The 24,461-nt window shown below is 71.3% G+C and carries 23 protein-coding genes and 1 tRNA gene; 10 read left to right on the plus strand and 14 right to left on the minus strand.

Annotated features, from left to right (window positions below):
• Positions 1-10: 10 nt before the first annotated feature.
• The 8 genes from TA3x_RS11935 to TA3x_RS11970 form a co-directional block, all read right to left on the minus strand.
• Positions 11-463, minus strand: a complete 453-nt coding sequence (locus TA3x_RS11935; RefSeq protein WP_435021463.1) for a MarR family winged helix-turn-helix transcriptional regulator — start codon at positions 461-463, stop codon at positions 11-13.
• A gap of 68 nt (positions 464-531) precedes the next feature.
• Positions 532-2,199: an FAD-dependent oxidoreductase gene (locus TA3x_RS11940; RefSeq protein WP_435021465.1), complete on the minus strand. Its 1,668-nt coding sequence runs from the start codon at positions 2,197-2,199 to the stop codon at positions 532-534.
• Between the two features lie 52 nt (positions 2,200-2,251).
• Positions 2,252-2,692 carry an SET domain-containing protein gene (locus tag TA3x_RS11945; protein ID WP_435021466.1) on the minus strand — a complete coding sequence of 147 codons (441 nt, stop codon included), beginning with the start codon at positions 2,690-2,692 and terminating at the stop codon, positions 2,252-2,254.
• A gap of 138 nt (positions 2,693-2,830) precedes the next feature.
• Positions 2,831-4,189 carry a nucleoside hydrolase-like domain-containing protein gene (locus tag TA3x_RS11950; protein WP_435021467.1) on the minus strand — a complete coding sequence of 453 codons (1,359 nt, stop codon included), beginning with the start codon at positions 4,187-4,189 and terminating at the stop codon, positions 2,831-2,833.
• Positions 4,186-5,367, minus strand: coding sequence for a right-handed parallel beta-helix repeat-containing protein (locus TA3x_RS11955; protein WP_435021469.1), 1,182 nt, complete (start codon positions 5,365-5,367; stop codon positions 4,186-4,188). Before TA3x_RS11955 ends, TA3x_RS11950 begins: the two co-directional genes overlap by 4 nt.
• Before the next feature lie 74 nt (positions 5,368-5,441).
• On the minus strand, positions 5,442-6,029 hold the full coding sequence (locus TA3x_RS11960; RefSeq protein WP_435021471.1) for a DUF417 family protein: 588 nt from the start codon (positions 6,027-6,029) through the stop codon (positions 5,442-5,444).
• 44 nt (positions 6,030-6,073) lie between these two features.
• Complete coding sequence (locus tag TA3x_RS11965; RefSeq protein ID WP_435021473.1) at positions 6,074-7,030, minus strand: helix-turn-helix domain-containing protein; 957 nt, start codon at positions 7,028-7,030, stop codon at positions 6,074-6,076.
• 25 nt (positions 7,031-7,055) lie between these two features.
• Positions 7,056-7,373: a polyhydroxyalkanoic acid system family protein gene (locus TA3x_RS11970; protein ID WP_435021475.1), complete on the minus strand. Its 318-nt coding sequence runs from the start codon at positions 7,371-7,373 to the stop codon at positions 7,056-7,058.
• Between the two features lie 201 nt (positions 7,374-7,574).
• Here TA3x_RS11970 and TA3x_RS11975 point away from each other — a divergent pair, with 201 nt between their 5' ends.
• Positions 7,575-8,312: an SDR family oxidoreductase gene (locus TA3x_RS11975; protein ID WP_435021477.1), complete on the plus strand. Its 738-nt coding sequence runs from the start codon at positions 7,575-7,577 to the stop codon at positions 8,310-8,312.
• 9 nt (positions 8,313-8,321) lie between these two features.
• Here TA3x_RS11975 and TA3x_RS11980 read toward each other — a convergent pair whose 3' ends face one another.
• From TA3x_RS11980 to TA3x_RS11990, 3 genes are all read right to left on the minus strand, one after another.
• Positions 8,322-9,914 (minus strand): TolC family protein, encoded by a 1,593-nt coding sequence (locus TA3x_RS11980; RefSeq protein ID WP_435021479.1) that lies wholly within the window; start codon positions 9,912-9,914, stop codon positions 8,322-8,324.
• A gap of 118 nt (positions 9,915-10,032) precedes the next feature.
• Entirely contained in the window at positions 10,033-11,373 is a 1,341-nt protein-coding gene (locus TA3x_RS11985; RefSeq protein WP_435021481.1) for an efflux RND transporter periplasmic adaptor subunit, read from the minus strand.
• A complete protein-coding gene (locus tag TA3x_RS11990) occupies positions 11,370-14,588 on the minus strand; it encodes an efflux RND transporter permease subunit (RefSeq protein WP_435021483.1) in 3,219 nt (1,072 codons plus the stop codon). Before TA3x_RS11990 ends, TA3x_RS11985 begins: the two co-directional genes overlap by 4 nt.
• A 295-nt stretch (positions 14,589-14,883) precedes the next feature.
• Between TA3x_RS11990 and TA3x_RS11995 the strand changes: the two genes are divergently transcribed.
• From TA3x_RS11995 to TA3x_RS12015, 5 genes are all read left to right on the plus strand, one after another.
• Complete coding sequence (locus TA3x_RS11995; protein WP_435021485.1) at positions 14,884-15,777, plus strand: sulfurtransferase; 894 nt, start codon at positions 14,884-14,886, stop codon at positions 15,775-15,777.
• A gap of 112 nt (positions 15,778-15,889) precedes the next feature.
• On the plus strand, positions 15,890-16,903 hold the full coding sequence (locus tag TA3x_RS12000) for a methyltransferase (RefSeq protein WP_435021487.1): 1,014 nt from the start codon (positions 15,890-15,892) through the stop codon (positions 16,901-16,903).
• 78 nt (positions 16,904-16,981) lie between these two features.
• Positions 16,982-17,434 carry an NADAR family protein gene (locus TA3x_RS12005; protein ID WP_435021489.1) on the plus strand — a complete coding sequence of 151 codons (453 nt, stop codon included), beginning with the start codon at positions 16,982-16,984 and terminating at the stop codon, positions 17,432-17,434.
• A complete protein-coding gene (locus TA3x_RS12010; protein ID WP_435021491.1) occupies positions 17,431-17,700 on the plus strand; it encodes a hypothetical protein in 270 nt (89 codons plus the stop codon). Before TA3x_RS12005 ends, TA3x_RS12010 begins: the two co-directional genes overlap by 4 nt.
• A complete protein-coding gene (locus tag TA3x_RS12015; RefSeq protein ID WP_435021493.1) occupies positions 17,691-19,019 on the plus strand; it encodes a DUF4832 domain-containing protein in 1,329 nt (442 codons plus the stop codon). The genes TA3x_RS12010 and TA3x_RS12015 overlap by 10 nt, the downstream gene beginning before the upstream one ends.
• 32 nt (positions 19,020-19,051) lie before the next feature.
• On the opposite strand, the gene TA3x_RS12020 is transcribed toward TA3x_RS12015, so the two are convergent.
• Positions 19,052-19,555, minus strand: coding sequence for a ribosome-recycling factor (locus TA3x_RS12020; RefSeq protein WP_435021495.1), 504 nt, complete (start codon positions 19,553-19,555; stop codon positions 19,052-19,054).
• A gap of 181 nt (positions 19,556-19,736) precedes the next feature.
• On the opposite strand from TA3x_RS12020, the gene TA3x_RS12025 reads away from it, so the two are divergent.
• On the plus strand, positions 19,737-20,543 hold the full coding sequence (locus TA3x_RS12025) for a hypothetical protein (RefSeq protein WP_435021496.1): 807 nt from the start codon (positions 19,737-19,739) through the stop codon (positions 20,541-20,543).
• Complete coding sequence (locus TA3x_RS12030) at positions 20,540-21,226, plus strand: class I SAM-dependent methyltransferase (protein ID WP_435021498.1); 687 nt, start codon at positions 20,540-20,542, stop codon at positions 21,224-21,226. Before TA3x_RS12025 ends, TA3x_RS12030 begins: the two co-directional genes overlap by 4 nt.
• Before the next feature lie 217 nt (positions 21,227-21,443).
• Here the strand turns inward: TA3x_RS12030 and TA3x_RS12035 are convergent, their stop codons facing one another.
• Positions 21,444-22,019 (minus strand): RNA 2'-phosphotransferase, encoded by a 576-nt coding sequence (locus tag TA3x_RS12035; protein WP_435022348.1) that lies wholly within the window; start codon positions 22,017-22,019, stop codon positions 21,444-21,446.
• Between the two features lie 225 nt (positions 22,020-22,244).
• A tRNA-Val gene (locus TA3x_RS12040) sits at positions 22,245-22,318 on the minus strand.
• A gap of 208 nt (positions 22,319-22,526) precedes the next feature.
• Here TA3x_RS12040 and TA3x_RS12045 point away from each other — a divergent pair.
• Positions 22,527-23,699, plus strand: coding sequence for an LL-diaminopimelate aminotransferase (locus tag TA3x_RS12045; protein WP_435021500.1), 1,173 nt, complete (start codon positions 22,527-22,529; stop codon positions 23,697-23,699).
• Positions 23,696-24,424: a 2-amino-4-hydroxy-6-hydroxymethyldihydropteridine diphosphokinase gene (folK, locus tag TA3x_RS12050; RefSeq protein ID WP_435021502.1), complete on the plus strand. Its 729-nt coding sequence runs from the start codon at positions 23,696-23,698 to the stop codon at positions 24,422-24,424. The genes TA3x_RS12045 and folK overlap by 4 nt, the downstream gene beginning before the upstream one ends.
• The last annotated feature ends 37 nt before the right edge of the window (positions 24,425-24,461 follow it).

Here is a 24,461-nt window from a genome sequence, read left to right on the forward strand (position 1 = left end):
GATGGACGGATCAGGGACGGCCGGCCTCGTCGCCCGGCTCGGCCAGTCGCCGCAAGGCCCGGTCGAAGGCGGCCCGATCGCCCGGGGCGAGCCGGGCCAGGCGTACGCCCAGAGGGCGGCTGAGGGCGTCGCTGCCCCGGAGCAGCGCCTCGCGGCCCGATGCGGTCTGCTCCAGCCGGAACCGCCGCAGGTCGTCGGGCTCGGCCCGCCGTTCCACGAACCCCCGCGCCTCCAGCTGCTTGACCAGGTAGGTCACCGTCGGCGGCGGCAGGTGCATCTTGCGGGCGAGCTGGGCCGGATACGGATGATCGCCGATCGCCTCCAGCAGGTAGAACGCCTTGACCGACAGCCCCAGCTCCGCCAGGGCCGGCTCCGAGTCGTCCAGGATCGCCTGGAACAGACGCCAGAGGTCGGCCAGCAGGGCCCCGGCATCCCGGCCGACCCCCTCATCGCTTGGCACCATGATAGGCCTGCACTGTTTCCAGGTCAAATAATTCAGGTGTGGAACTAAGCGGCGAGATTGGAATATGCTCAGCGCAAATCGGGGGCCGGGTGGTGGAGCCGATAGGTCTTGAAGCCGCCGCCGATGTTCGCGGCGCGGAACCCGGACTGGAGCAGGATCCGGGTCGCCATGTGGCCGTTCTGCCCGGACTGGCAGTAGGTGGCGATCTCCCGGTCGCGGGGGATCTGGTCGAGCCGGTCGCGGATCTCGTCCAGGGGCAGGTTCACGGCGCCGGGGAGATGCGCCTTCATGAAATCGTCGGGGCTGCGGACGTCGAGCAGGAGGGGCCGGCGATCGGCGGACAGGTCCAGGACCGCCTCGACGTCGACCTGGGGATGCTCGCCCCGGAGGAGCCCGCCCGCCACGAACCCGGCCATGTTCACCGGGTCCTTGGCCGCGCCGAACTGGGGGGCGTAGGCCAGCTCCGACTCTTCGAGGTCGAACGCCGTCATCCCCGCCTGGATGGCCATGGCCAGGACGTCGATCCGCTTGTCCACGCCGCTGCCGCCCACCGCCTGGGCCCCGAGGATCTTGCCGCCCTCCGGTTCGAACAGGAGTTTCAGCGAGATCGGCTCGGCCCCGGGCATGTAACCGGCGTGGTTGTTGGCGTGGACGTAGACCTTGCGGAACGGCCTGTTCGCCTTGCGGAGGGCCTTCTCCGAGGCGCCGGTCATGGCCGCCGTCTTGCCGAAGACGCCGACGATGGCCGTCCCCTGGGTGCCCCGATAGCGGGCCTCGGCCTCCCCGCAGATGTGGGCGGCGGCCAGCCGTCCCTGGCGGTTGGCCGGCCCGGCCAGGGGGACGAGCGTGGGGCCGCCGAGGACGTAGTCCTCGACCTCGATGGCGTCGCCGACGGCGTAGATGTCCGGGTCGTCGGTCCGCAGGTGCTCGTCGACCCGGATGCCCCCCTTCGGGCCGAGGGCCAGCCCCGCCGCGACGGCCAGCCCGGTCTCGGGCCGCACGCCCACGCCCACCACCACGAGCTGCGCCTGCCGGGTCCCGCCCGATCTGAGCCGGACCTCGATCCCGCCCGCCTTCTCCTCGAAGGCCTCGGCGGAATCGCCCAGGATCAGCTCGATCCCGTGCTCGGCGAGATGCTCGGCGATGGGCGTCGTCATCTCGGCGTCGAACAGCGACAGGACCTGGCCCTGGGACTGGACCAGGGTGGTGGCCACGCCCCGACGCGCCAGGTTCTCGGCCACCTCCAGGCCGATGTAGCCGCCGCCGATCACGACCGCGCGGCGGATGCCGGCGTCGACCCGCCCGCGGATCCGGTCGACGTCGCGGAGGTCGCGGAGGGTATGGATGCCCGGCAGGTCGGCTCCGGGCACGTCGGGCCGGGTCGGTGCGGCGCCGGGCGAGAGGATCAGCTTGTCGTAGGGCTCGTCATACTCCCGGCCGGAGGCCAGGTCGCGGGCCCGCACCACCTTCCGGGCCCGGTCGATCGACTCGACCGAAGTGCGGACCCGGACGTCGATGCGGTAGCGGTCGCGCATCCGCTCGGGCGAGGTGACGATCAGCTTGTCCCGGTCGTCGATCACGTCGCCGACGTAGTAGGGGAGGCCGCAGTTGTTGAACGAGACGTCCGGGCCGCGTTCGAAGACGACGATCTCCGCCGCCTCGTCGGCCCGGCGGGCAGAGGTCGCCGCCGACGCCCCCCCGGCCACCCCGCCGACGATCACCAGTTTCAGCGGCATGATTCGACCTCCTGACTGAGTCGTGCGTGTTCGAGGGGCCGGCGGCCCGGCCTCACCCGGAAGACTTCGCCTTGCGTCGGGCGCTGATCTTCGGGGGTTCCTTGACCACGTCGAACCACACCTTGGCCCGGCTCGTGGGGCTGCCGTTGTAGTTGATGGTGATCTCCTCGCCGGCCGCGATGTCGCGGATCGCGATGTATTCCTTGGCCTTCGGCTCGTCCGCGTCGTCGTCGTAGCGGGCGTTGGGCTTGTACGAATGGTTGTAGATCGAGCCGAAGCCCAGAACCAGGGCGATCTGGCCCTCGCCCCAGGCGAAGACGTAGCCCGCCAGCAGGGTCTTGTCCACGCCGCTGCAATATTCCTTGTCGCTCATCAGGAGCACGGGGGCCCGCTCGATCAACTCCCCCTTGCCGATCGGGCGGCGGGCGAAGACGCCCAGCCCCTTCCCCTCGGCCTTCTTGACCTCGACCGCATCCGGTGGCTCAAAGCCCATCGCGTCACGTCCCCTGGACAACTCTCTCGCGCTCCCGTCGCGATACCTTCGATGATCGGGGCGGGCCCGTCCAGTGTCGGTCGGGAAAGAATGCCCGTGCCGGCCGGCCGAACCGGCCTCCCCGACGCCTCCAGGGCCTCATTCGACCTTCAGGGTCACCACGCCGTATCGGGCCAGGGCCGGCCGGCCCCGGTCGGTGACGGAGAGCCGGATCCGGATCGTCTGGCCGGCCAATTCCGGGCCGACGACGACCCCGGCCCGGCCGGCGTCCTGGACCTCGAACCGGACGGCGCGGGACGACGCCGGGGAAGGGGATTCGACGGCCCAGCCGAAGTCCAGCGGATCGCCGTCCGGGTCGCTCGTCTCCCCGGCGTCGATCGTGGCGACCATCCCGGCCCGGACGGTCCGCTCCCGACCCCCGGCGATCCGGACCTGAGGGGGGTGGTTGGCCCGGTCGAAGGGCCGGACGCACCAGTCGAGCCGGGCCTGGAAGTCGGCCTGGAACGCGGGGCGCCAGCGGTGGACCGACGCGATCCGCGGGTCGGGGTCCTCGGGCATGTCGAGGCCCGGGTCGGGCACGTCGGTCGGGCTGCCGCCGACCCGTTCGAACCGGCCGCCCCAGGTGCCGACCCCGGTTTGTCCCGGTTCGCCCAGCCCGACGGGGATCAGGGCCAGGAACGACGGCGTGTCCCCTTCCTTGATCCCCCGGACCGGGCCCAGCTTCGAGGACCAGATGTCGCCGCCGCGATAGTCCGGGTAGAGGTCGCCGAGCGGGCCGTGGCCGTGGATGTGCTCGCGGACCCAGGCGGGGGAGGTGAGGGCGGTGTCGCCGCCCCGGTACATCCCCCGATACGCCCGCCTCTGGGTGATCGCGAACAGGCCGGGGAACTCCGCCCGGATCCACGGCCCGGTCGAATCCTGGTCGCCGATGGCGTGGACCCGCAGCTTCGCCACGAACCGGGCCAGTTCCTCGGGCGTGCGGGTCGCGCGGACCTTCCACAAGGCCTGGGCCAGGTCGGTCGATCCGCCCCAGATCAGCACCCAGGCGGGGCGGGGGTCGGGCCGGTCCGCGACCCGGATGATCCAGTCGGAGGCCTCGGTGTCCTTCCCCTCGCCGACGCCGTCGGCGATGGCGACCTTCGGCCCGGCGATCGGTTGGCCCGCCTTGACCGCCGCGTCGAGGTGGGACGCCGGGGGATAGCGGTCGTCGTGCAGGACCAGGCTCGGGCGGGCCTGCCCATAGGCCGCGACGACCCGGCGGATCAGGTCGGGCCGCACGGCCTGGCCGTGCCCCAGGTTGGAGGAGGCGACCAGCCCTTCGATGTCGAAGTCGTTGGCATAGAGCATCAGGCGGATCAGCGACTGGCCGTCGTCGGGCTCGGCGACCCCGGCCTTCAGGCTGCTGATGTCCGTCAGCACCACCAGCCGGGGCCGTTCCGGCGGCGCGTCCGCGGGCGAGCCGAGGAGGAGGGAGAGCAGCACCGGGCCGAGGATCACGGTCGGGCCTCCCCGGAAGCGCCCTGATCCGGGCGGGCCCCGGCCGGGCCGGCGGATCGCAGGTCGCCCGCCTCGGCGTCGCGGAACCCGGGGGCCTCGCCGTACACGCCGTCGGCCTCGGGGATCGGCAGTTTGGGCCGGCTCCGCGCCGGGGCATCCAGGCAATACCAGGCGTTGCGGGCCAGGGTGAAGCTGTCCGGTGCCGTGCCGGGGCCGACGTTGATCGGCACCGCCATCTCGTCGGATCGGAACGCGATCAGGTTGTCGGAGAACGCGCCGTTGCGGCAGGGGGCGAAACCATCGGCCTTGGTCTCCTGGAGGATCCGCAGGCCCCAGCGCTTCGGCCGATAGATCGTGTTGTGCCGCACGGTCGCCCCGTCCACGCCCACGAAGGCCACCGGGGCCATCGAGCCCAGGAACGTGCAGTCCTCGACGGTGATGGCCTTCGCCTCGTAGCCCGGAGCGGGCTGGGGCCGGAAGTAGGGCAGTCCGGTGCTGCCGCCGAGGTTCACCGCCCTCTGGCCGGCGTGGTCGAACCGGCAGCGGCGGATCGCGATCTCGGCGCTTCCCCCCTTGGTCTGGACGCCGTGATCCCCGAGCTTGTCGCCGTGGTGGAACGTGCAGCCGACGATCTCGCCCCGGTGGCAGCCCACCATGTCGATCCCCGAGCCCCGGTCGCCCCAGCGCTCGACGGTGCAGCCCTCGACCCGGAAGTCGTCCAGGCCGGACAGCTTGATCCCGTCCCGGTTGCCCTTCGGCCCGACGTCGCGGACGACCAGGCCCCGCAGCACGACGTGGTGCGAGGGCTCGCCGGCCTTCCCGCCGTCGTCGATGTTGATCCCGTTGCCGGTCGCCCCCTCGACGACGAGGTCGGCCAGTTCGAGGTGCGAGACCGCGGCGAGGTGGAAGGCGGACGCGCCGCCCCGGAAGGTGGGCGGCTCCTTCGGGTCGGCCGCCCGGATCGCGATCGGCGATCCCGGCTTGCCGTGCAGGCCGCGGGCCGAGACGCCCCCCTCGTAGACCCCGGGGGCGACCCGGATGACGGACCCCGGCTTCGCCCCGGCGATCTCCCGCCGCAGGCCGGCGATGTCCCGGACCACGATCTCCTGCCCCTCGGCGGGGGCGGCCATCAGGGCCGCGAAGGCGAGGGCCATCGGCGCGAACGTGATGCGGGCCATGGTCGGGTCCTGGCGGGTGGCGATTCGGGCTGGTCTCGGGTCGCGCCCAGTAGACACCCCCGGCCCGGCCGCGTCTACGGCGTGGCGGGCCCGGCCTTCTTCCGGAGGTACGCCTTCGCCGAGTCGGCCATCGTGACGAGTGCGGCGCCCATCATGATCGCGTCCTTGACCACCAGCCGTCCGGCCCCGCTCAGGTACGGGAACCCGTGGTTCGCGTCGCCGAGCGGCGGCACCCAGCATTCCGGGGTCGTGATGAGGAACGACAGGGTCACGAACGACATCACGACCACCAGGAAGCTCCCCAGGGTCGCCACCTGCGGCAGCCACGGGTGGAGGCAGAGCATCAGCCCGTACAGGACGATCACCGACCCCAGCCCGTAGGCGAACGGATAGGTGTGGTTGGCCTCGTGCCAGGCCCGGTTGGCCGGGACCAGCGCCCCCTCCGGGTTCTTGTGCTGCTTGTAGTCCGGGGCGGGGTACTTGTAGAAGAAGTTCATGAACGGCGAGTTGGCCACGAACGGTACGATGCCGTCGGCCTCGTAGCGGGCCGACTTCAGCCCGCCGATCCAGACCAGCACCACGATCAGCCCGGCGCGGGTGACGGCCACGCCGAGCCGGTCCGCGCGGGCGGCGACCTCGAAGAGCCTGGTGATCGCGTTCATCTCGGACGCTCCCTGCACGGCCCTCCCGCGCCCGGGCCCGACCGTCAGGGCCCCTCGGCGGGATCGTCCCCATTCTGGGCCGATGGGGCGTCCGGAGGAATGGACGGATCGCCCCAGGGCATGGACAGATTTCGCCCGCCCCGAATTTCGGTCTCATATTCCCGGAAGAACTTCGGGGAGCAGCCGGTGGCCCGCTTGAACAGGCGGCTGAAGTGGAACACGTCCTCGAAGCCGAGTTCCCGGGCCACCCGCTTGACCGGCTTGGTGGTGTGGAGCATCTCCCACCTGGCCTGGCGGATCACCCTGTCCCGGATCAGTTCTGTCAGGGTCTTGCCGTGGTGCCGCCGCACCAGCCGGGCCAGCGACTTCGGCTCCAGGTGGAGCAGCCGGGCGTAGTCGGCGGGCCGGCGCAGCTCCCGGTAATGGGCCTCGATCAGGGCCTTCAACTCGAGCAGGACCGGAGGCCGCTTCTCGGGCGTCGACCAGTCGACCTCCTGCTGTTCGAGCTTGAGCCGGGTGGCCCGCACCAGGAGGATCTTGAGGTAGGAGACCAGGACCTCGGCATGGGCCAGCCCGCACTCCTCCAGCTCGCGTCGCATGGCCTCGACGATCAGGCCGATCTCGCGGGCCTGGGGCTCGTCCAGGCGGACGGCGGGGCTGCCGTAGACGTCGTTGAACAGGACGCCGTTGCAGCCGACCTCCTCGTGGTGGGTCTCGATGCAGAAGAAGTTGGCGTGGAACTGGATGAGGTGCCCCCGGATCGGCGTCTCGCCGACGAGCCGGTGGGCCTGGTAGGTCGAGGCGAACAGAAGGCAGTGGGCGGCGAACGGGACCTCGGCCAGATCCGCCGCGAACGTGCCTTGCCCCTCGCTGGCCCAGATCACCGAGAAGCAGTTGGAGCGGCGGGGCCCGGCCGGGTCCGCCCCGGGCGTGAGCGCCTCGACCTTCAGGGCCAGGTCGCCGATCCTGGGGTCGTAGAGGTCGAGCGGGGCGTCGTGCATGGGCGGTCCGGGTCCTCGCTCTCCCTCAGGGGCCCGAACGGCCCGGCAGCTTCGCCGCGAACGCGTGCTGGACGATCTGCTTGATGCCGGAGCCCACCGATCCGCCGAGCAGGCCGCCCAGGATCGGGATGTCGCCCGAGGCGTGGACCTCCGACGCATCCACCTTCATCTCGACCCAGAATCCGGCCCCTTCCAGGCGGACCCCGTTGCGGTCGCCGTCCCAGGTCGCGCCCCGGATCATCCGCCCGAAGCGGGCCTGCATGTCCCGGACGGCATGCTCCATGGCGCCCCGGGCCTCGTCCAGCGTCCGCCCATGCTTCAGCGTCAGGTTGATCAGGGACATGATCGTTCCCCGGCTCGGTCGCCGCTTCGCCCGTCACGATACAGGAAATCGTCGCACGCTCCCACACCATCTCGCACGTCGGGGGCCAATGATGCCGGCGCGATGGTTTTCCCGGCCGGGCCGGGCCGACTGGCCTTCCGGCGAGGCCCGCGCCTAGAATCCCCCGTCGGGGTTCGATCTTCGGGTTCCAGGAGCGGCGCGATGAGTCTGCAAGGCAAGGTGGCGGTGGTCACGGGGGCGTCGCGGGGCATCGGCCGGGCGATCGCCGAGCGGCTCGGGCGCGACGGGGCATCGGTCGTCGTCAACTATGCCGGGAATGAAGCGGCCGCACGCGAGGCCGTGGCCGCCGTCGAGGCCGCGGGGGGCCGGGCCGTCGCGGTCCGGGCGGATGTCGGCAAGGTCGCCGAGATCGCGCGGCTGTTCGACGAGGCGATCGCGGCGTTCGGCCGGCTCGACATCCTGGTCAACAACGCCGGGACGCTGTTCAACAAGCCGCTGGCCGACGTGACCGAGGAGGAATACGACCGGATCTTCGACGTGAACGTGAAGGGGACGTTCTTCGCCTGCCAGCAGGCGGCCCGCCGCATGGCCGACGGCGGCCGGATCATCAACTTCTCCTCGACCACCACCGTGATGATGCTGCCCACCTACGGGGCCTACGTCGCCACCAAGGGGGCCGTGGAGCAGCTCTCGCGGGCGCTGGCCAAGGAACTCGGGCCGAGGGGGATCACCGTCAACGTGGTCTCGCCCGGCCCGACCGACACCGAGATGTTCGGGCAGGGCAAGACCGAGCAGGACAAGCAACGGTTCGCGCAGATGGCGGCCCTGGGCCGGCTCGGCACGCCCGGGGACATCGCCGACGTCGTGGCGTTCCTGGCCGGCGACGACTCCCGCTGGGTCACCGGGCAGAACATCCGGGCCAACGGCGGGCTGATGTGAGGGCCGGGCCTACCGCGACGCGTGGTCGGTCGGGGCGGGGGCCTGGGCGATCGCCGGGGGCCGGCCGATCGCCCGGCAGAGGCGGAACTGGGACCGGTTGTAGGACAGGACGGAGTCGAGGTAATCGGCCCGCGCCTGGGCCAGGGCCTGCACCGGCTGGAGCACCTCGATCGGCCGGGTCGCCTGGGGTAGCCCCGCCCCCCGGCGGATGTTGGTGAGGTTGAGTTCGAGCGAGGCCTGGGCCTCGGGCAACGCCCGCGCCGCCTCGTTCATCTGCCGGGACGCGGCGATCCGCTCCTTCTCGGCCCGGACCACCTCGGACGCCACGCGGTCCTGGACCTTGAGCAGTTGCAGCTGGGCCACGCGCTGCTGGGCGGCCCGCTGGCGGGCGATCGAGCGATCGGCCAGGCCCAGGTTCTGGACCTCCCAGTAGAGGTTCACGTCGGCATCGCTGCGGGCGTCGAAGTTGCCGAAGAAGTCGTTCCGCCCGCCGCCGAACCCGCCGCCCGAGTAGCGGAAGGCGACGCTCGGGATCAGCGGCCGGAGCTTCGCCTGCCGGAGCCGGACCAACGTCTCGCGGACCAGCGCCTGGGACTCGGCCAGCTCGGGGCGGCCTTGCAGGCCCATCACGATCAGGGCGTCGATCGAGCAGCCGTCCTCGATGAGCCGGAGCACGGTCTCGGGGGGCTCGATCGGGGCGACCACCAGCTTCGGGTCGAGCCGGGTGCGGCGGACCAGGTCGGCGGAGGCCATCTCCAGCTCGCCCACGGCGACCTCGACGTTCCGGCGCTGGCGGTCCCGCTCGGCGAGGCTGCGGCGATAATCGGCGTCGAGCCCCGCCCCGGTCCGGGCGTAGGACGCGGTGAGGTCGGCGAGCGTCTGGGCGTCGGACGCCGCCTCGCGGGCGATGGCTAGCCGGCCGGCGGCGCGCTGGAGGTCCAGGTACGACTCCGCGACGCCGAGCAACGCATCGTTGGTCGCCACGGCGATCCCGGACCGGCGGGCCTCGACGATCTGGCTGGCGGCGAGCGGCTCGAAGATGGCGTCGGAGATCCGCAGGATCGAGGTCAGGCCGGAGACCTGGGCGGGCCCTCCCGCCGGCACCGGCCCGCTGATGCTGGAACCCCCGGCGGCGGTCGCCCCGAGGAAAAGCGAGCTCTTGCTGATCGTCCGGACCGGCCCCTCGACCACCTGGGCCTGGCCGTCGTGGCGGGTCCAGTTCGGGCCGAGATACAGGCTGGGGAGCCACTGGACCCGGGCCTGCTGCAGCTCGGCGATGGCCTGGCAGACCCGCTCGCGGGCGATGGCCACGTCCAGGTCCTCGGCCCCGGCCAGGCGGAGGGCCCCCGGCAGGTCGATCGGCTGGATGGCCTGGCCCGGGACGAGCGGCATCCCGAGCCCATCGATCATGCCCGGGTCGGGCGCGGGTGGGGCGGGATCCGTCAGGGGCACGGGGAGCGGGTCGGCCGCGACCTGAGCGGCGATCATCGCCGCCTCGGGCCGGCCGAGGGGCGGTTCCTGCGCCCCGGCGCCCCCGAGCATGAGCAGGGCGAACGCCGACCCAACGAACGGCATCGTCTTCGTCGAAATCCTGTCGATCATCGGGCCCTCCCTGGCCTCGCCCGATCGGGGCGTACCCCTCAATTCGTTCGTTGCGGGCCCTCCTCGCGAGCCGACCTGGGCCTTCGCGGCCCGGGCGGCTCGGGTCGTGCCGGTCGGATCAGTTCTTCGCCTTGGGGGCGTCCGCCGGCGGGTCGTTCTTCGCCACGGGCTGGCCGTCGACGAGCGAGGCGCCGCCGGCCTCGACGACCTCGGCATCCGCCCCGATTCCGGAGAGGATCTCGGTCCGCTTCCCCTCGGCGAGGCCGAGCTTGACCTCATGCCGGCGTGCCTTGCCATCCTCGACCGTGACGCAGAACGTCTTGCCGGCGTCGGCGACGATCGCCGTCGTGGGAACGGTGAGCGCGTCCTTGTGCTCCTCGGCCACGATCGAGGCGTAGGCGTACAGGCCGGGCCGGAGGGCGTCGTCGGCATTGGGGAAGTCGATCTCGGTGCGCAGGGTCCGGGTCGGGGCATCCAGGGCCCAGGCGGTGCGGCCGACCTTGCCCTCGAACGACTTCCCCTCCAGGGCCTGGAGCCGGACCCGGGCGGTGTCGCCGATGTTGACGGACGGGGCCTCGGTCTCGGGCACGCCCACGGTGATGGTGACCAGGCCCGACCGGGCGACGACGAACAGGGGCTCGCCCACGGCCCCCGGCGTGGTGAGGTGGCCGGTGTCGATGCCCCGACGGGTCACCACGCCGTCGAACGGGGCGACGATCCGCGCGTAGCTTTCCATGGCGGCGGCCCGCTCGGCCTCGAATCGGGCGACGTCGATGCGGGCGATGCTGGCCTCCAGGTCGGCGCCGGCCTTGTCGAGGTGGGCCTTCGCCTCGGCCAGCGCCGCCTCGGCGGAGCGGACCTTGGCCTTCACCTCGTCGCGGCCGGCCTGCGCCGCTTCGAGCTTGCTCCGGGTCTCGTCCAGGAGGCTGCCGGTCAGGGCCCGCTCGCGGGCCAGTTGCTCGACGCGGGCGTACTCCGCTTGCCAGCGGGCGGCCTCGGCCTCGGAGCGGCGCACGCCGGACTGGATCTCCTCCACCTTCGCCTGGGCGCTGGCGACGCCCGCGCGGGCGACCTCGACGGCCGACTCGCTCTGCTTCCGCTCGGCCTCGGCCTGCTTCACGGCGGCGTTCTTCTGCTTCAGGTCGGCCTCGGCCTCCGGCACGCGGAGTTCGGCGAGCACCTGCCCCTGCTTGACCGGGTCGCCGATGTCGACGGCGACCTTCTCCACGTAGCCGCCGAGCTTGGCGTAGATCGGCGTCGTCTCGGCGGCCTCGATCTGGCCCGGCTGCTCGGTCATCCGGCGGACCGTCTCCCGGAGCGGCCTCGCCACGGTCACCCTGGCGACGGGCCGCGCCGGGATGGTTTCCGCCCGGGCCGTCTTCTCGACGGCCGGGCGGTCGCAGCCGGGCAGGGCCAGGGCGGCCAGGCAGAGCGCCGCGTGGGATCGTCGGGCTTTCATGAGTGGTCCTCCATCCGCGGGGCGTGGGTCGTCGGCGAGGGGCGGGGCGTGCCCGCCCCCGGCCCGTCGAAGTAGGGGCTCTCCGGGTCGTCCGGGTCCACGGACGCCGAGGTGCGGCCGCTGCCCCCCTGGGCCAGGGCGAACAGGGCGGGCAAGACCAAAAGCGTCGCCAGGGTCGCGGCGACCAGCCCGCCGATCACGGCCCGGCCCAGCGGGGCGGTCTGCTCGCCCCCCTCGCCCCAGCCCAGGGCCATCGGCACCATCCCGGCGATCATGGCGCAGCTGGTCATCAGGATCGGCCGGAGCCGCCCGCCGGCGCCAAGGACGGCGGCCTCGGCCGCGCCGGCCCCGTCCTCGCGGCGGTGCCGCTCGGCGAAGGTCACCAGCAGGATGGCGTTGGCCACCGCGACGCCGACCGCCATGATCGCCCCCATGAACGACTCGATGTTGACGGTCGTGCGGGTCAGCCACAGGGCGACCACCACCCCGCACAGGACGGCCGGGGCGGTGGAGATCGTCACCAGGGCGAGCTTCACGGACTGGAAGTTCGCGGTCAGCAGCAGCAGGATCACCACGATCGACATCGCCAGCCCGACCGACAGGCCGCCGAGCATCTCGCGCATCGGGACGATCTGGCCGCGGATGTCCACGACCACCCCCTTGGGCGGCGTCCCGGCCCGCTCGATCGCCTCGGTCACCCGATTGGCGACCCGGCCCAGGTCTTCCCCCTCGATGTTGGCAGTGAGGCTGATGGTCCGTTTCATGTTGTAGCGGTCGTATTCGCCGGGCATGGTCCCGCGTCGGACGTTCGCGACATCCCGCAGGAGCAGCGAGGGGCCGCCGGAACGCTGGACCGGGATCGTCTCCACCTGCTTGATCGAGTCCATCAGGGCCAGGGGGATCTCGACCTGGACCTGGTAGCCGATGCCGGTCTTGGGGTCGGGCCAGTAGTTGGGCACGATGAACCGGCTGGACGAGGTGGCGGTGACCAGCGACCGCGACACCTCCTCGGCCGTCACCCCGCTGATCCCGGCCCGCTCGCGGTCGATCTCGACCGAGACGGTCGGGTAGTCGAGGGCCTGGGCATACTGGAGGTCGCGGAGCGAGCCGACCTTGGCCAACTCGTCCTTGAGCTTCGCCGCGTGCGCCCGGACGTCGGCGTAGGCCGGGCCGCTGACGGCCACCTCGACCGGCGTGGGGGAGCCGAAGCTCATCACGTCGCTGACGATGTCGGCCGGCTCGAACGAGAACCGGACGTCGGGCATCTGCCCGGTCAGCTTGTCGCGAAGCCTCCGCTTCAACGCCTCCACGTCGACCCCGGCCTCGTGGCGGAGCGCGACGCGGAGCATCACCTCCTCCGGCCCGGCGGTCCACTGGTAGATGGCGTTGATCGGGTAGCTGGACGGGATCAGGCCGACGTAGCCGACCGAGATCTCGATGGCGTCTTCGCCCACGTCCGCCTTCACGGCGTCCAGCGCGGCCCGGGCGATCTGCTCGGTCTTCTCGATCCGCGTCCCGGCCGGGGCCTTGATCCGGAGCTGGAATCGCCCGGCGTCGACCCGGGGGAAGATCTCCAGCCCGAGCCGGCTCCCCACCCCGTAGGCGATCAGCACGGTCACGGCGATATAGGCCGGGACGACCAGCCATCGGAGCCGGACCGCCCCGCCCAGCCCCCGCGTGTAGGCGTCGCGCACCCGGTCGAAGGCCGTCCGCCTCGGCTCGCCCCCCCCGTGCCGCCGGGGATGCCGGAGCAGCCACGCCGAGAGGACCGGCACGAACGTGCTGGATAACAGGTACGACGAGACCATCGCGAAGCCGACGGCCAGCGACAGCGGCACGAACAGCGCCCGGGCCGCCCCCTGCATGAAGAACGACGGGATGAACACCGCCAGCACGCTGAGCATGGCCAGGAGCCGGGGCACCGCCGTGTCCAGGTTCCCCTGCCTCACGGCGCGGGGGATGTTCGGGGTGTGGCTCATCCTCGCGTGGATGTTCTCGATCTCGACGGTCGCCTCGTCCACCAGGATGCCGATGGCCAGGGCCAGCCCGCCCAGGGTCATCAGGTTCAGGGTCTGCCCGGTCAGCCAGAGCGCGACCACCGCCCCGCACAGGGCGAACGGGATGTTCAGGACGACCACGATCACGCTCCGCCAGTCGCGGAGGAACACCAGCACCATCAGCCCGGTGAGCATCGCCCCGACGATCCCCTCGGTGGCCAGGCTCCGCATGGCGTTGGTGACGGTCGGGGACTGGTCGAACTCGAAGCCGACCTTGATGTCGTCGGGCAGGACCGCCTGCATCGAGGGGAGGGCGGCCTTGACGTTCTCCACCACCGAGACGGTCGAGGCGTCGGCCCGTTTGGTCACCAGGATGTAGACCGCGCGTCGGCCGTTCACCAGGGCATAGCCGGTGGGGATGTCCGAGGCGTCCGACACCGTGGCCACGTCGCGGAGGTAGACGGTGGGCGACACGCCGGGGCGGATTGGGATCGCCTTCAGATCCTCGGCCTGCTTGACCAGCGAGTTCACCGGGACGATGGGCATCTCGTCGCCGATCCGGACGTTGCCCGACGGGCTGATCGCGTTGCCGGCGGCCAGCGCCTTGATGACCTCGTCCGGGGACATCCGGTAGGAGCGGAGCCGGTCCGGGTCGATGCGGACGACCACGGTCCTCTGGCTCCCGCCGAACGGGGGCGGGGCCGACACCCCGGGCAGCCCGGCGAACATCGGCCGGACCTTGAACAGGGCCTGGTCCTGGATCTCGCCGATGCTCTTGGTCTCGCTGGACAGCACGAGATAGCCGACCGGAACGCTCCCGGAGTCGAACCGGGTGATGAACGGCGAGACGGTGCCCGGGGGCATGAAGGCGCGCGACCGGGTGACGTAGCCGATGGTCTCGGCCATGGCCTGGGCCATGTTGGTGCCCGGGTGGAAGAACAGCTTCATCAGGGCCATGCCCTGGATGTTCCGCGACTCGACGTGGTGGATCCCGCCGATATAAAGGAAGTGGTATTCGTAGTAGTTGGTGAGCAGCCCCTCCATCTGCGCCGGGTCCATCCCGCCGTAGGGCTGGCAGACGTAGACGACGGGCAGGTTGAGGTTGGGGAAGATGTCCACGGACATCCGCTTGAGCGCGAGGCCGCTCCCCAGGGCGACGGCGATCACCGCCACCATCACGGTGAGGGGCCGCCTCATGGCGAAAACGATGGGGTTCATGGGCCGGGCATCGCTCCGTGGTCGGGCCCCGGTCCGAAGGATCCAGGGAGGAAAGTCGGGTTCGAAATCGGTCGGGGTGGCGCCGGGGCGGGGGGCCCGGGTCGGCGGGCCCGTCGCGGCCGAGGGGACGCGGCCGGCGGGAGGCTCGGGGCGTGCGTTCGCGGCGGCGATGGCCCCGATTAGAAGGCTTCGGATTCGGCAGGACAAGGGGTAGACTGTCGATTCCGGCGGGGCGACCCGCCCATCCGACCGGATCGGGCCATTCGCCCGCCCCTTGTCATGGAGGAGCCGCATCATGAGCAAGTCCAGGCTGACGTTCGCCCTGCTAGCCCTCGCCTTCTTCGGGGGCCGGGCCGAGGCCCAGGCTCCCGGCCGGGCGTGGCTCGTCCCCTTCGACGAGCTGGAGCGGCGGCTCCCCGACCCCGACCTCCGCCTCCTGGATGCCCGCCCGAAGGCGGACTACGACCGGGGCCACATCCCCGGCGCCGTGTGGGTGGACGTCAAGGCGGTCGAGGCCCTGGCCGCGAAGCCGGGGGCCCTCGCCGATCGCGCGACCTGGGAGGCCTGGATCGCCCCGCTCGGGATCGGGCCGAAGTCCGAGGTCGTGGTCTACGACGCGAGCCGCCAGCTGGCCGCCGCCCGGATCTGGTGGCTGCTGGGCTACCTGGGCGTGGAGCGGGTCGGGCTCCTGAACGGGAACTTCCGCCTCTGGGCCGAGGGGGGGCACCCGGTCACCGCCGAGGTGAAGCCCGTCGCCCCGCAACCGTTCCCGGTCGCGTTCCGCAAGGACCGGCACGCGACCCAGGAGGAGGTCCTCGCCGCCCTGGGCTCGAAGACGGGCGCCATCCTCGACGCCCGCAGCGACGAGGAGTACGTCGGCTCGAAGAAGCTCTCGAAGCGGGCGGGGCACATCCCGACGGCCTGCCACTTGGAGTGGAGCCAGCTGGTCGACCCGGACGGGCGGTTCCTGGATGACGCGACGCTCCGGGCGAAGCTCGCCAAGGCGGGCGTGGACCCCGGCGTGCCGGTCATCACCCATTGCCAGGGGGGCGGCCGGGCCTCGGTGAACGCCTTCGTCCTCGAACACCTCGGCTACCACGCCCGGAACTACTACCTGGGCTGGTCCGACTGGGGGAATGCCGAGGCGACCCCCGTGCAGCTCGATGAACCGGCCGGGCCGAAGGATTGAGGCCCGGATCGGGCGGCGGCCGAGGATCGCGGTTCTCGCATCCTCGTCCCCGACGTATGATGCTCCCACGGCCGACGGGCCGAGGACCAGCTCATCCGGGTAGGGATACGACATGGCGAATCAAGGACCGTCCCCAGCGCTCTTCTTCGAGACGATTTTCGCCTATCAGCGCACCGAGGCGCTCCGGGCGGCGATCGAGCTGGACCTGTTCTCGAACCTGGCGCGGGGGCGGGGGACGGCGACCGAACTGGCCGAGGGGTGCCGGGCCGACGCCCGGGGCATCCGCATCCTGGCGGATTACCTGGCCATCATCGGCTTCCTCCGCAAGTCCGGCGACCGCTACGAGCTGACCGACGATTCGAGGCTGTTCCTGGACCGAGGCTCGCCGGCCTTCGCGGGCGATGCCGTGCGGTTCATGCTCTCGCCCCAGCTGCGCGAGAGCTTCCTGACGCTCCCCGAGGCGGTGCGCCGGGGCGGCACGGCGGTCTCCGACGAGGGGACGGTCTCCCACGACAACCCGGTCTGGGTGGAGTTCGCCCGCGCGATGGCCCCGCTGATGCGGATGCCGGCCCATTTGCTGGCGGGCCTGGCCGGCGAGCCGGGCGGGCGGCCCCTGCGTGTGCTCGACGTCGCCGCGGGCCACGGGGTCTTCGGCCTCGCGATCGCCGAGCGCCACCCCGAGGCCCGCGTGACGGCCCTGGACTGGCCGAACGTGCTGGCGGTCGCCGAGGAGAATGCCCGCATCGCCGGCGTGGCCGACCGCTACGACCTGCGGCCCGGCAGCGCCTTCGACGTGGACTGGGGCGGCCCCTACGACGTCGTCCTCCTGACGAACTTCCTCCACCACTTCGACCGCGAGACCTGCGCAGGGCTGGCGGCCCGGGCCCACGCGGCGCTCGCCCCGGGCGGGCGGGCCCTGACGCTGGACTTCATCCCCGAGCCGGATCGCGTGACCCCGCCGCCGACGGCCGCCTTCGCCCTGGTGATGCTCGCCACGACGGCCCGCGGCGACGCCTACACCTTCGAGGAATTCCGGGACATCTTCGCCCGGGGTGGCTTCTCGCGCAGCGAGTTCCATCCCCTCCCGCCGACCACGCAGCAGGCCGTGGTGTCGTTCAAGGATTGACCCGGATCGGAGGTCGAGTGGCACCCGCCGGCACGACGGGCGACGATCGACGGGCATCGGTGATCGGGGGAGGACGCGATGGAAGTCATCCATTTCTACTCGGTGTCCGAGGAATTCGGCTGCTTCTCGAACTTCTCGCCCCACCCGATCTCGCTCAAGGGGAAGAAATGGCCCACGAGCGAGCATTACTTCCAGGCCCAGAAGTTCGCGGGCACTCCCGACGAGGAGGAGGTCCGGCAGGCCAAATCGCCGATGATCGCCGCGCGGATGGGCCGAAGCCGCAAGCGTCCGCTCCGCAAGGATTGGGAGTCGGCCAAGGACCGGATCATGCACGAGGCGGTCATGGCGAAGTTCGCCCAGCACGCCGACCTGCGCGAGATCCTCCTGGGGACCGGCGACGCGACGATCGTCGAGCACACCGAGAACGACGCCTACTGGGGCGACGGCGGCGACGGGAGGGGGAAGAACATGCTGGGGAGGATCCTGATGCGCGTCCGGGCCGAACTCCGCGACGCTGGCCCGAGGCCGTGAGCCCGGCCGTCGGCGCGATCCGGGAGGGCCTCGCGGCCCGCCGGGACGCCGGTCATCGGATCGTGGTGGTCCTGGGGCACCCCGAGTTCTACCCCCGGTTCGGCTTCTCTGCCAGAATGGCCGATCGGCTGCGGTCGCCGTACGCGGGGCCTGCGTTCATGGCGGTCGAACTCGTTCCCGGTGCCCTGGAGGGCATCGAAGGCGAGGTCCGCTATCCGCCGCCGTTCGAAGCCTTATCGCCGCTGGGGGGCGTGCCATGCGATTGATCTGGATCGGGCTGCTGGTCCTCGTGCCGATGGCTTCCGGGCTCGCCGCGCCCCCCGAACCCGAGGTGGTCGTCCGGCCCTCGCCCGCACCCGGCCCGCTCGACAACCCACTCAAGGGCTGGTGCCCCTACGCCGATGCCGGGCCGATCCGCCAGCCGTATTCGATGGTCTTCCTCTACGCCCCCTGGAAGGACCTGGAGCCGGAGGAGGGCCGCTATGCCTTCGATCGGTGGGAGCGGCGGTCCTGGTCGGCCCCCCGGGCCGCGGGCAAGCACGTCGTCCTCCGGGTCTACATCGACTATCCCTCCCGCCCCTCCGGCCTGCCCGGCTGGCTCAAGGAGAAGGGCGTCAAGCTGACGCCCTATGCGGACCACGGCGGCGGCCTCTCGCCCGACTACGACGACCCCCGGATGGTCGCGGCCATGGAGCGGCTGATCGAGGCGATGGGCCGGCGGTACGACGGCGACCCGCGGGTGGCCTTCATCCAGCTGGGCCTGCTCGGCTTCTGGGGCGAGTGGCACACCTGGCCGAAGGGCAAGCTCTACGCCAGCAAGGAGACCGAACGCCGGGTCATCGATGCCTACCGGCGGGCGTTCCCCCACAAGATCCTCATGGCCCGCTACGCCCGGGACGCCGCCGGAGATCAGCCCTGGCTCGGGTTCCACGACGACATGTTCCCGGACGACACCGACAACGGCCACGACTGGTCGTTCCTGGCCGGGCTGAGGAAATCGGGCCGGATGGACAACTGGCAGCGGGCGGCCATCGGCGGCGAGATGGAGCCGCACCGAGCGAAGAAGTGGCTCGGCGAGGGCTACGAGCACACGGTCGAGATGGTCGAACGGAGCCACTTCACCTGGGTCGGCCCCTATGCCCCGGCGCTGGACGCGTCCCGATCTCCCGAGTTCCTCGGTCGGAGCGAGGCCCTGGTGCGCCGGATGGGCTATCAGTTCCGGCTCGACGAGGTCCGTCACCCGGCCACCGTCGCCCCGGGCGGCAGCCTGACGGTCGCGATCCGAGGGGAGAACCAGGGGGTGGCCCCGTTCTACTACCCGTGGCCGGTGGAACTGGCCCTGATCAACGCGGCGGGCAAGGTCGCCGGTCGCTGGCCGCTCCGCTGCGACGTGCGGTCGTGGCGGCCGGGTCCGTTCCAGGTCGATGGCGGCGTCGAGGCCAACTCCCCGCCCGGCCGCTACCGCCTGGCCCTCGGCATCATCGACCCCTGGACCGGCCGCCCGGCCATCGCCTTCGCCAATGACTTGCCCCGGCACGAGGGCTGGACGGTGATCTCGGAGGTGTCCGTGGGGCCGGTCCAATGAGCGGGCGCCGGGGCAGGGGGGCCCAACCTTCGTCAGCCCCCGAGTTCCCGGATCTTCGACTTCACCAGGCGTTCGACCTCCTCGACCGACGCGTCGGTGGCCTCCTGGACGGCCCGCTCCGAACCCCGGCCCCGGGCGGCGATCTGCTTGCGGGCGTCCTGGCGGATGGCGCGGATGGCGACCTTGGCCTCCTCTCCGAGCTTCTTGACGTGTCGGGCGAGTTCGGCCCTTTGCTCGCCGCTGACCGGCGGGATGCCGACTGCGACCGTCCTCGGATCCAGGGCGTAGGCGTTCAACTTCGCCTCGGCGAGGGCCTTCACCACGGCCGGGACGTTGGCCGGGTCGAACGGCGTGACGACGATCCGGTCGCCCCGGCTCGCGACGCTGGCCATCCTCCCGAGCGCGACCGAGTTGCCGCCGAGCGAGGCCCGGAAGGTCTCGATGAAGCCCACGCTGAGCGTGCCGGCCCGGATGCCCGCCAGCTGCTCGGCCAGGTGACGCACCGCCTTGCCCATCCTCGGCTTCCAGTCGCTCATGCCGCCCCTCGCCGGATGGAGCAAGGCCGGGCGAATGCCCGCCGATCCCTTCGCCACCCATGCGATTGTAACCCGGGCGAACCCCGGGGCCATCGGGCGCGTCCACCCTCGCGGGAAACACGGTCCTGGACGGGACGATCGTTCGCAGCAACCGCCCCGGACGGGGGCCGGGATTTCGGACATGATACCGATCCTCATCGTCGGGCTGGACGAGCCCGAAGTCGCAGAACTACGCAGCCGGATCGATCGGCCGGTCCTCGCCTTCGAGAACCTGCCCCGCATCCGCGTGGATCGCGGGCTACTCCTGGTCGAGCATCCCCACGTCATGGACCACTTCGTCCCGGTCGGGCGGGTGGCCTACCACGCCATCTTCGAGGATGACTTCGACTTCCTCTCCGCGTTGGCCTTGTGGGGAGGCCCTTGCCTGCCGGGTGCCCGGGGGATGATGGACCTCCGGCTCCGCCTCCCGGGTTTGGTGCGGGCCCTGGCCGTCACCCGCTTCGGCCGGATTCCTCGGGGCTATGCCGACCGGGGGACGACCGTGGTCGCCGAGGGGCCGATGGTCGCCAAGTGGGGGAACTGGCACTGCGGGGAGGACAAGGCCCGATTCGACGCGACGTGGTCCGCGACCGTGCCGACGCTCTTCGAGGAGTTCGTCGAGGGCGAGGCCGTCCGCATCGTCCTGATCGGCGAGCATGCCTGGCAGGTCGGCATGGCCGGCGACGGCTGGCTCAAGTCGATCCACGACCCTGGGGCCGCCTTCATGGCGATCGACCCGGAACTCCTCGACGACGCCCGACGCCTGGCCGCCCACTTCGGCCTGGAGGCCGTCGGCGTGGATTACATGGTTTCGCCCGACGGCTCCCGGCACCTCCTGGAGGTCAATCACGTCCCCAACGTCACGGTCTTCCCAGAAGTCCGGGCGGCCTATCTGGATCGGGTCGTGGCCTGGGCGGGGGGGGCGGATCGCGGAGCGGTCCCATCATGAACCTGCTCGACGACGCCACCCTGGAACGATCGGCGGTGGTCGCCAACTGCCGGATGAATCGGGAGCGTGCCCTCGTCGGCCCCAACGGCTACGGCAGAGAACTGGGCTTCAACCCGCTCGACGTCCTCCGGGAGCGGGCGGGCTCGGGCCACGCGTCCTGGCTCGACCTCTGCTGCGGGTCGGGCCGGGCCCTGATCGAGGCCGCACGCGTCCTCCACGCTGAGGGGCTCGACCCGCGGGTCGAGATCGTCGGCATCGATCTTGTCGGGATGTTCTTCCCCGCCGACCCGGCTCCGACCTGGCTCCGGCTCGTGGAGGCATCGCTGTCCAACTGGCGGCCCGACCGGCCATTCGACCTGATCACCTGCGTCCACGGCCTGCACTATGTCGGCGACAAGCTCGGGCTGATCGCCCGGGCCACCTCGTGGCTGGCCGACGGCAGTCGGTTCGCGGCGAGCCTGGACCCGGTCAACCTGAAGTTCGCCGACGACCCGAACGCTGGCCCGAAGATCGTGGCCGGGCTGCGCAGCGCGGGCCTGGAATTCGACCGCCGGAGGCGACTGATCGCCCGCCGGGGCCGGATGGATTGCGAACTGCCCTATCGCTACTTGGGGGCCGACGACCAGGCCGGGCCGAATTCCACCGGGCAGCCCGCCGTGGATTCGTACTACCGGGCCCTCTGATCGCCCCTCCGGCCCGCGCCCGACGGGGCCGGGTCGCGGCCTCGGAACTGCATGGAATCCGTCCCGGGCACCCCCGCGAGGCCGGAACCATCGGAGGACCGATCCATGTTCTTCTTCTACTTCAACAAGCTGGGATGGGCGGGGTCGCTGCTGGTCTCGATCGGCCTGACGTTGCTCCTGATCCTGGCGTTCCGCCTGCTCGCCGGTTGAGCCGGGGTCACGCCCGGGCCAGGTAGCCGGGCGGCACGGCGTCGACCAGCCAGACCCCGTTCGCCGAGACGAAGAACGCGATCCCGTCCCGGTGCATTCGCCCGGCGGCCACTTCGAGGACGACGGGCCGGCCCCGCCTCGCCCCGACCCGGCGGGCGGTCTCCCGATCGCTCGATAGGTGGACGTGGTGCCGGTCCCCCCGGATCAACCCCCGGGACAGGATCGACGGCAAGGACCGCTCGACCGTCCCGTGGTACAGCAGATCGGGCGGCTCCTTCTCCTCCAGTTGCAGGTCCACCGCGACGCTGTGCCCCTGGTTGGCCCGGATCCGGTCTCCGCCGTCATCGAACGAGAACCGGCGCTTGTCGTTCGTCTCCACGACCTCGACGAGTTCGTCGTAGGAGATCGGGAAGCCGTGACTCGCCGCGGCCGCCAGCAGGTCATCCACCGGCACCCACCCGCCCGGGAGCAGGGATAATCCCAGTTCCTCGGGGGAATGCCGCAGGTACTTCGACAGGTACTTGCTGACCCGGATGGCTCGTGCCGACACAACTCGTCCTCGATCTGTGTGCCCTGGCCGCATCGCGCGAGCCCGGAGCATCTTGCCCGCTCGACACGCATCTCGTCGCGGGGGTTCGGCCGATTCGTCGGCATGCCCGGCCTGCCTGCCTCCATCGCACCGGCCGAAGGATGGGCGCACGAAAAAACCCGGCTCGGACCTGGAATGGCCCGAGCCGGGTTTCTTGAGAGAACGAATTCACCGCTCGAAATGATCGGCGGGAATCCATGACCTTTGGCGAGGTCGTAATGGGCGATACAGGATTCGAACCTGTGACCCCCAGCGTGTCGAGCTGGTGCTCTAGCCAACTGAGCTAATCGCCCTTGCGAGTGCGAGGTAGAATGTACCGGGAGGAGCCGCCCGGGTCAAGAACTTCCCGGGGAAGAATTCGCGGGGGTCGGATCCGGGGCGGGCGCGGGAGGTTCTGGAAACCTCGGGGAGAGTTCGATAACCTGAGGTCCTGGCGGGCCGGATGTGGAACGGACAAGCCGCCTTCGACCGAGATCCCGAGCCTCCGATCCAGGACCCCCGATGGCGACGACCCAGTTCACCAAGGCCGAGCGGCTCCAGAAGCTCCCCCCCTACCTGTTCGCCGAGATCGACAAGAAGAAGAAGGCGGCGCTGGCCGCCGGGCGCGACGTGATCAACCTGGGGGTCGGCGACCCCGATCGGCCGACCCCGGCCCCGATCATCAAGAGCCTCCAGCACCACGTCGAGAACCCGGCCTTCCACCAGTACGCGCTCGACCAGGGGGCGCCGGAGCTGCGCCTGAGCATCGCCGCGTTCTGCAAGAAGCGGTACGGGATCGACCTCGACCCGAACAGCGAGATCCTGCCCCTGATCGGTTCCAAGGAAGGGATCGCCCACTTCCCGCTCGCCGTGCTCAACCCCGGCGACATCAGCCTGGTGCCCGACCCCTGCTACCCGGTCTACCGGAGCAGCAGCACGTTCGCCGGGGCCGACGTCTACACGATGCCGCTTGAGCCGGGCCTGGGCTTCCGCCCCGACCTCGATTCGATCCCGGCCGACGTCTACCACCGCGCCCGGCTGATGTTCCTCAACTACCCGAACAACCCGACCGGCGGCTCGGCCGACCTCGCGTTCTTCGAGAAGGTCGCCGGCCTGGCCCAGGCGCACAACCTGGTGATCGCCCAGGATGCGGCCTACAACGAGATGTACTTCGAGACGCCCCCGCCCAGCATGCTCCAGATCCCGGGGGCCAAGGAGCACACGGTCGAATTCCACAGCCTGTCCAAGACCTTCAACATGACCGGCTGGCGGGTCGGCTTCGCGATCGGCGGGGCCCCTTTGATCGCGGCCCTCGCCCAGGTGAAGGCGAACACGGACTCGGGCATCTTCACGGCGATCCAGCACGCCGCCAAGGCCGCCCTGGACGAGTACGACACCATCACCCCTCCGCTCCGGGCCCTCTACAAGGAACGCCGCGACGCCTTCGTCGCCGGGATGCGCGGGCTGGGCTGGGAGGTGCCGACGCCCGAGGCCACGTTCTACGTCTGGATGCCCTGCCCGAAGGGGTACACCTCCACGGAACTGGCTTCGCGCCTGCTGGATGAGGCCGACCTCGTGATGACCCCCGGCCTCGGCTTCGGCCGCACCGCCGACGGCTACATCCGGGCCGCCCTGACCGTGGAGACCCCGCGCCTGCTCCAGGCGGTCGAGCGCATCGGCAAGCTCAAGCTGTGACCCGCGCGGCGATCGGGATGGGCGGCAACCTCGGCGATCGGGCCAGAACGCTCGACGACGCGGTCGCCGCCCTGTCCAAGACGCCGGGCCTGATCGTCCGGGCCGTCAGCTCGTACCACGCGACCAACCCGACGGGCGGGCCGGGCGGGCAGGGGGCCTTCCTGAACGCCGCCGCCGTGGTCGATGCCGAGTGCGGGCCGATCGAGCTGCTCCGGATCTTGCAGGGGATCGAGCAGGCGGCCGGCCGGGTCCGGCGGGAACGCTGGGGCGAGCGGACGCTCGACCTCGACCTCCTGCTGTTCGGCCCGACCTGCCTGGACACGGCCGAGCTGACGATCCCCCATCCCCTGATGCCGGTCCGCCGATTCGTGCTCGCCCCGTTGGCCGAGATCGCCGCGGAGGAGGTCCATCCCCCGACCGGGCGGACGGTCGGGGAATTACTGCGGAACCTCGACCGCCGGCCGGCGCGGGTCGAGGTCCTCGACCGCGACGAGGCCCGTCGATCTCGGGTCGTCGCCCGGCTGGCTGGGGGGATTGCCGCGAACGGCTGGGCGATGGTCGTGGGCGACGTCCCCGCGACGCCGACGACCTTCCGGGCCGTCATCGGCGAGTCCCGCTCGGATCTCCCGCCCGATGGCACGCCGGTCGTGCGCGTGACCCCGGGCGAGCCCGAAGCGATCGCCGACCACCTGCTGGCGATCTGTCAGGGCGTGCTCGGCCTTTGAGATCGAGGATCCGGCCCACGCCATCGCATGGGCCGGA

Origin of the sequence: Tundrisphaera macrotermitis (genome assembly GCF_051175315.1) — a bacterium.
In the GTDB taxonomy this organism is placed as follows: domain Bacteria; phylum Planctomycetota; class Planctomycetia; order Isosphaerales; family Isosphaeraceae; genus Tundrisphaera.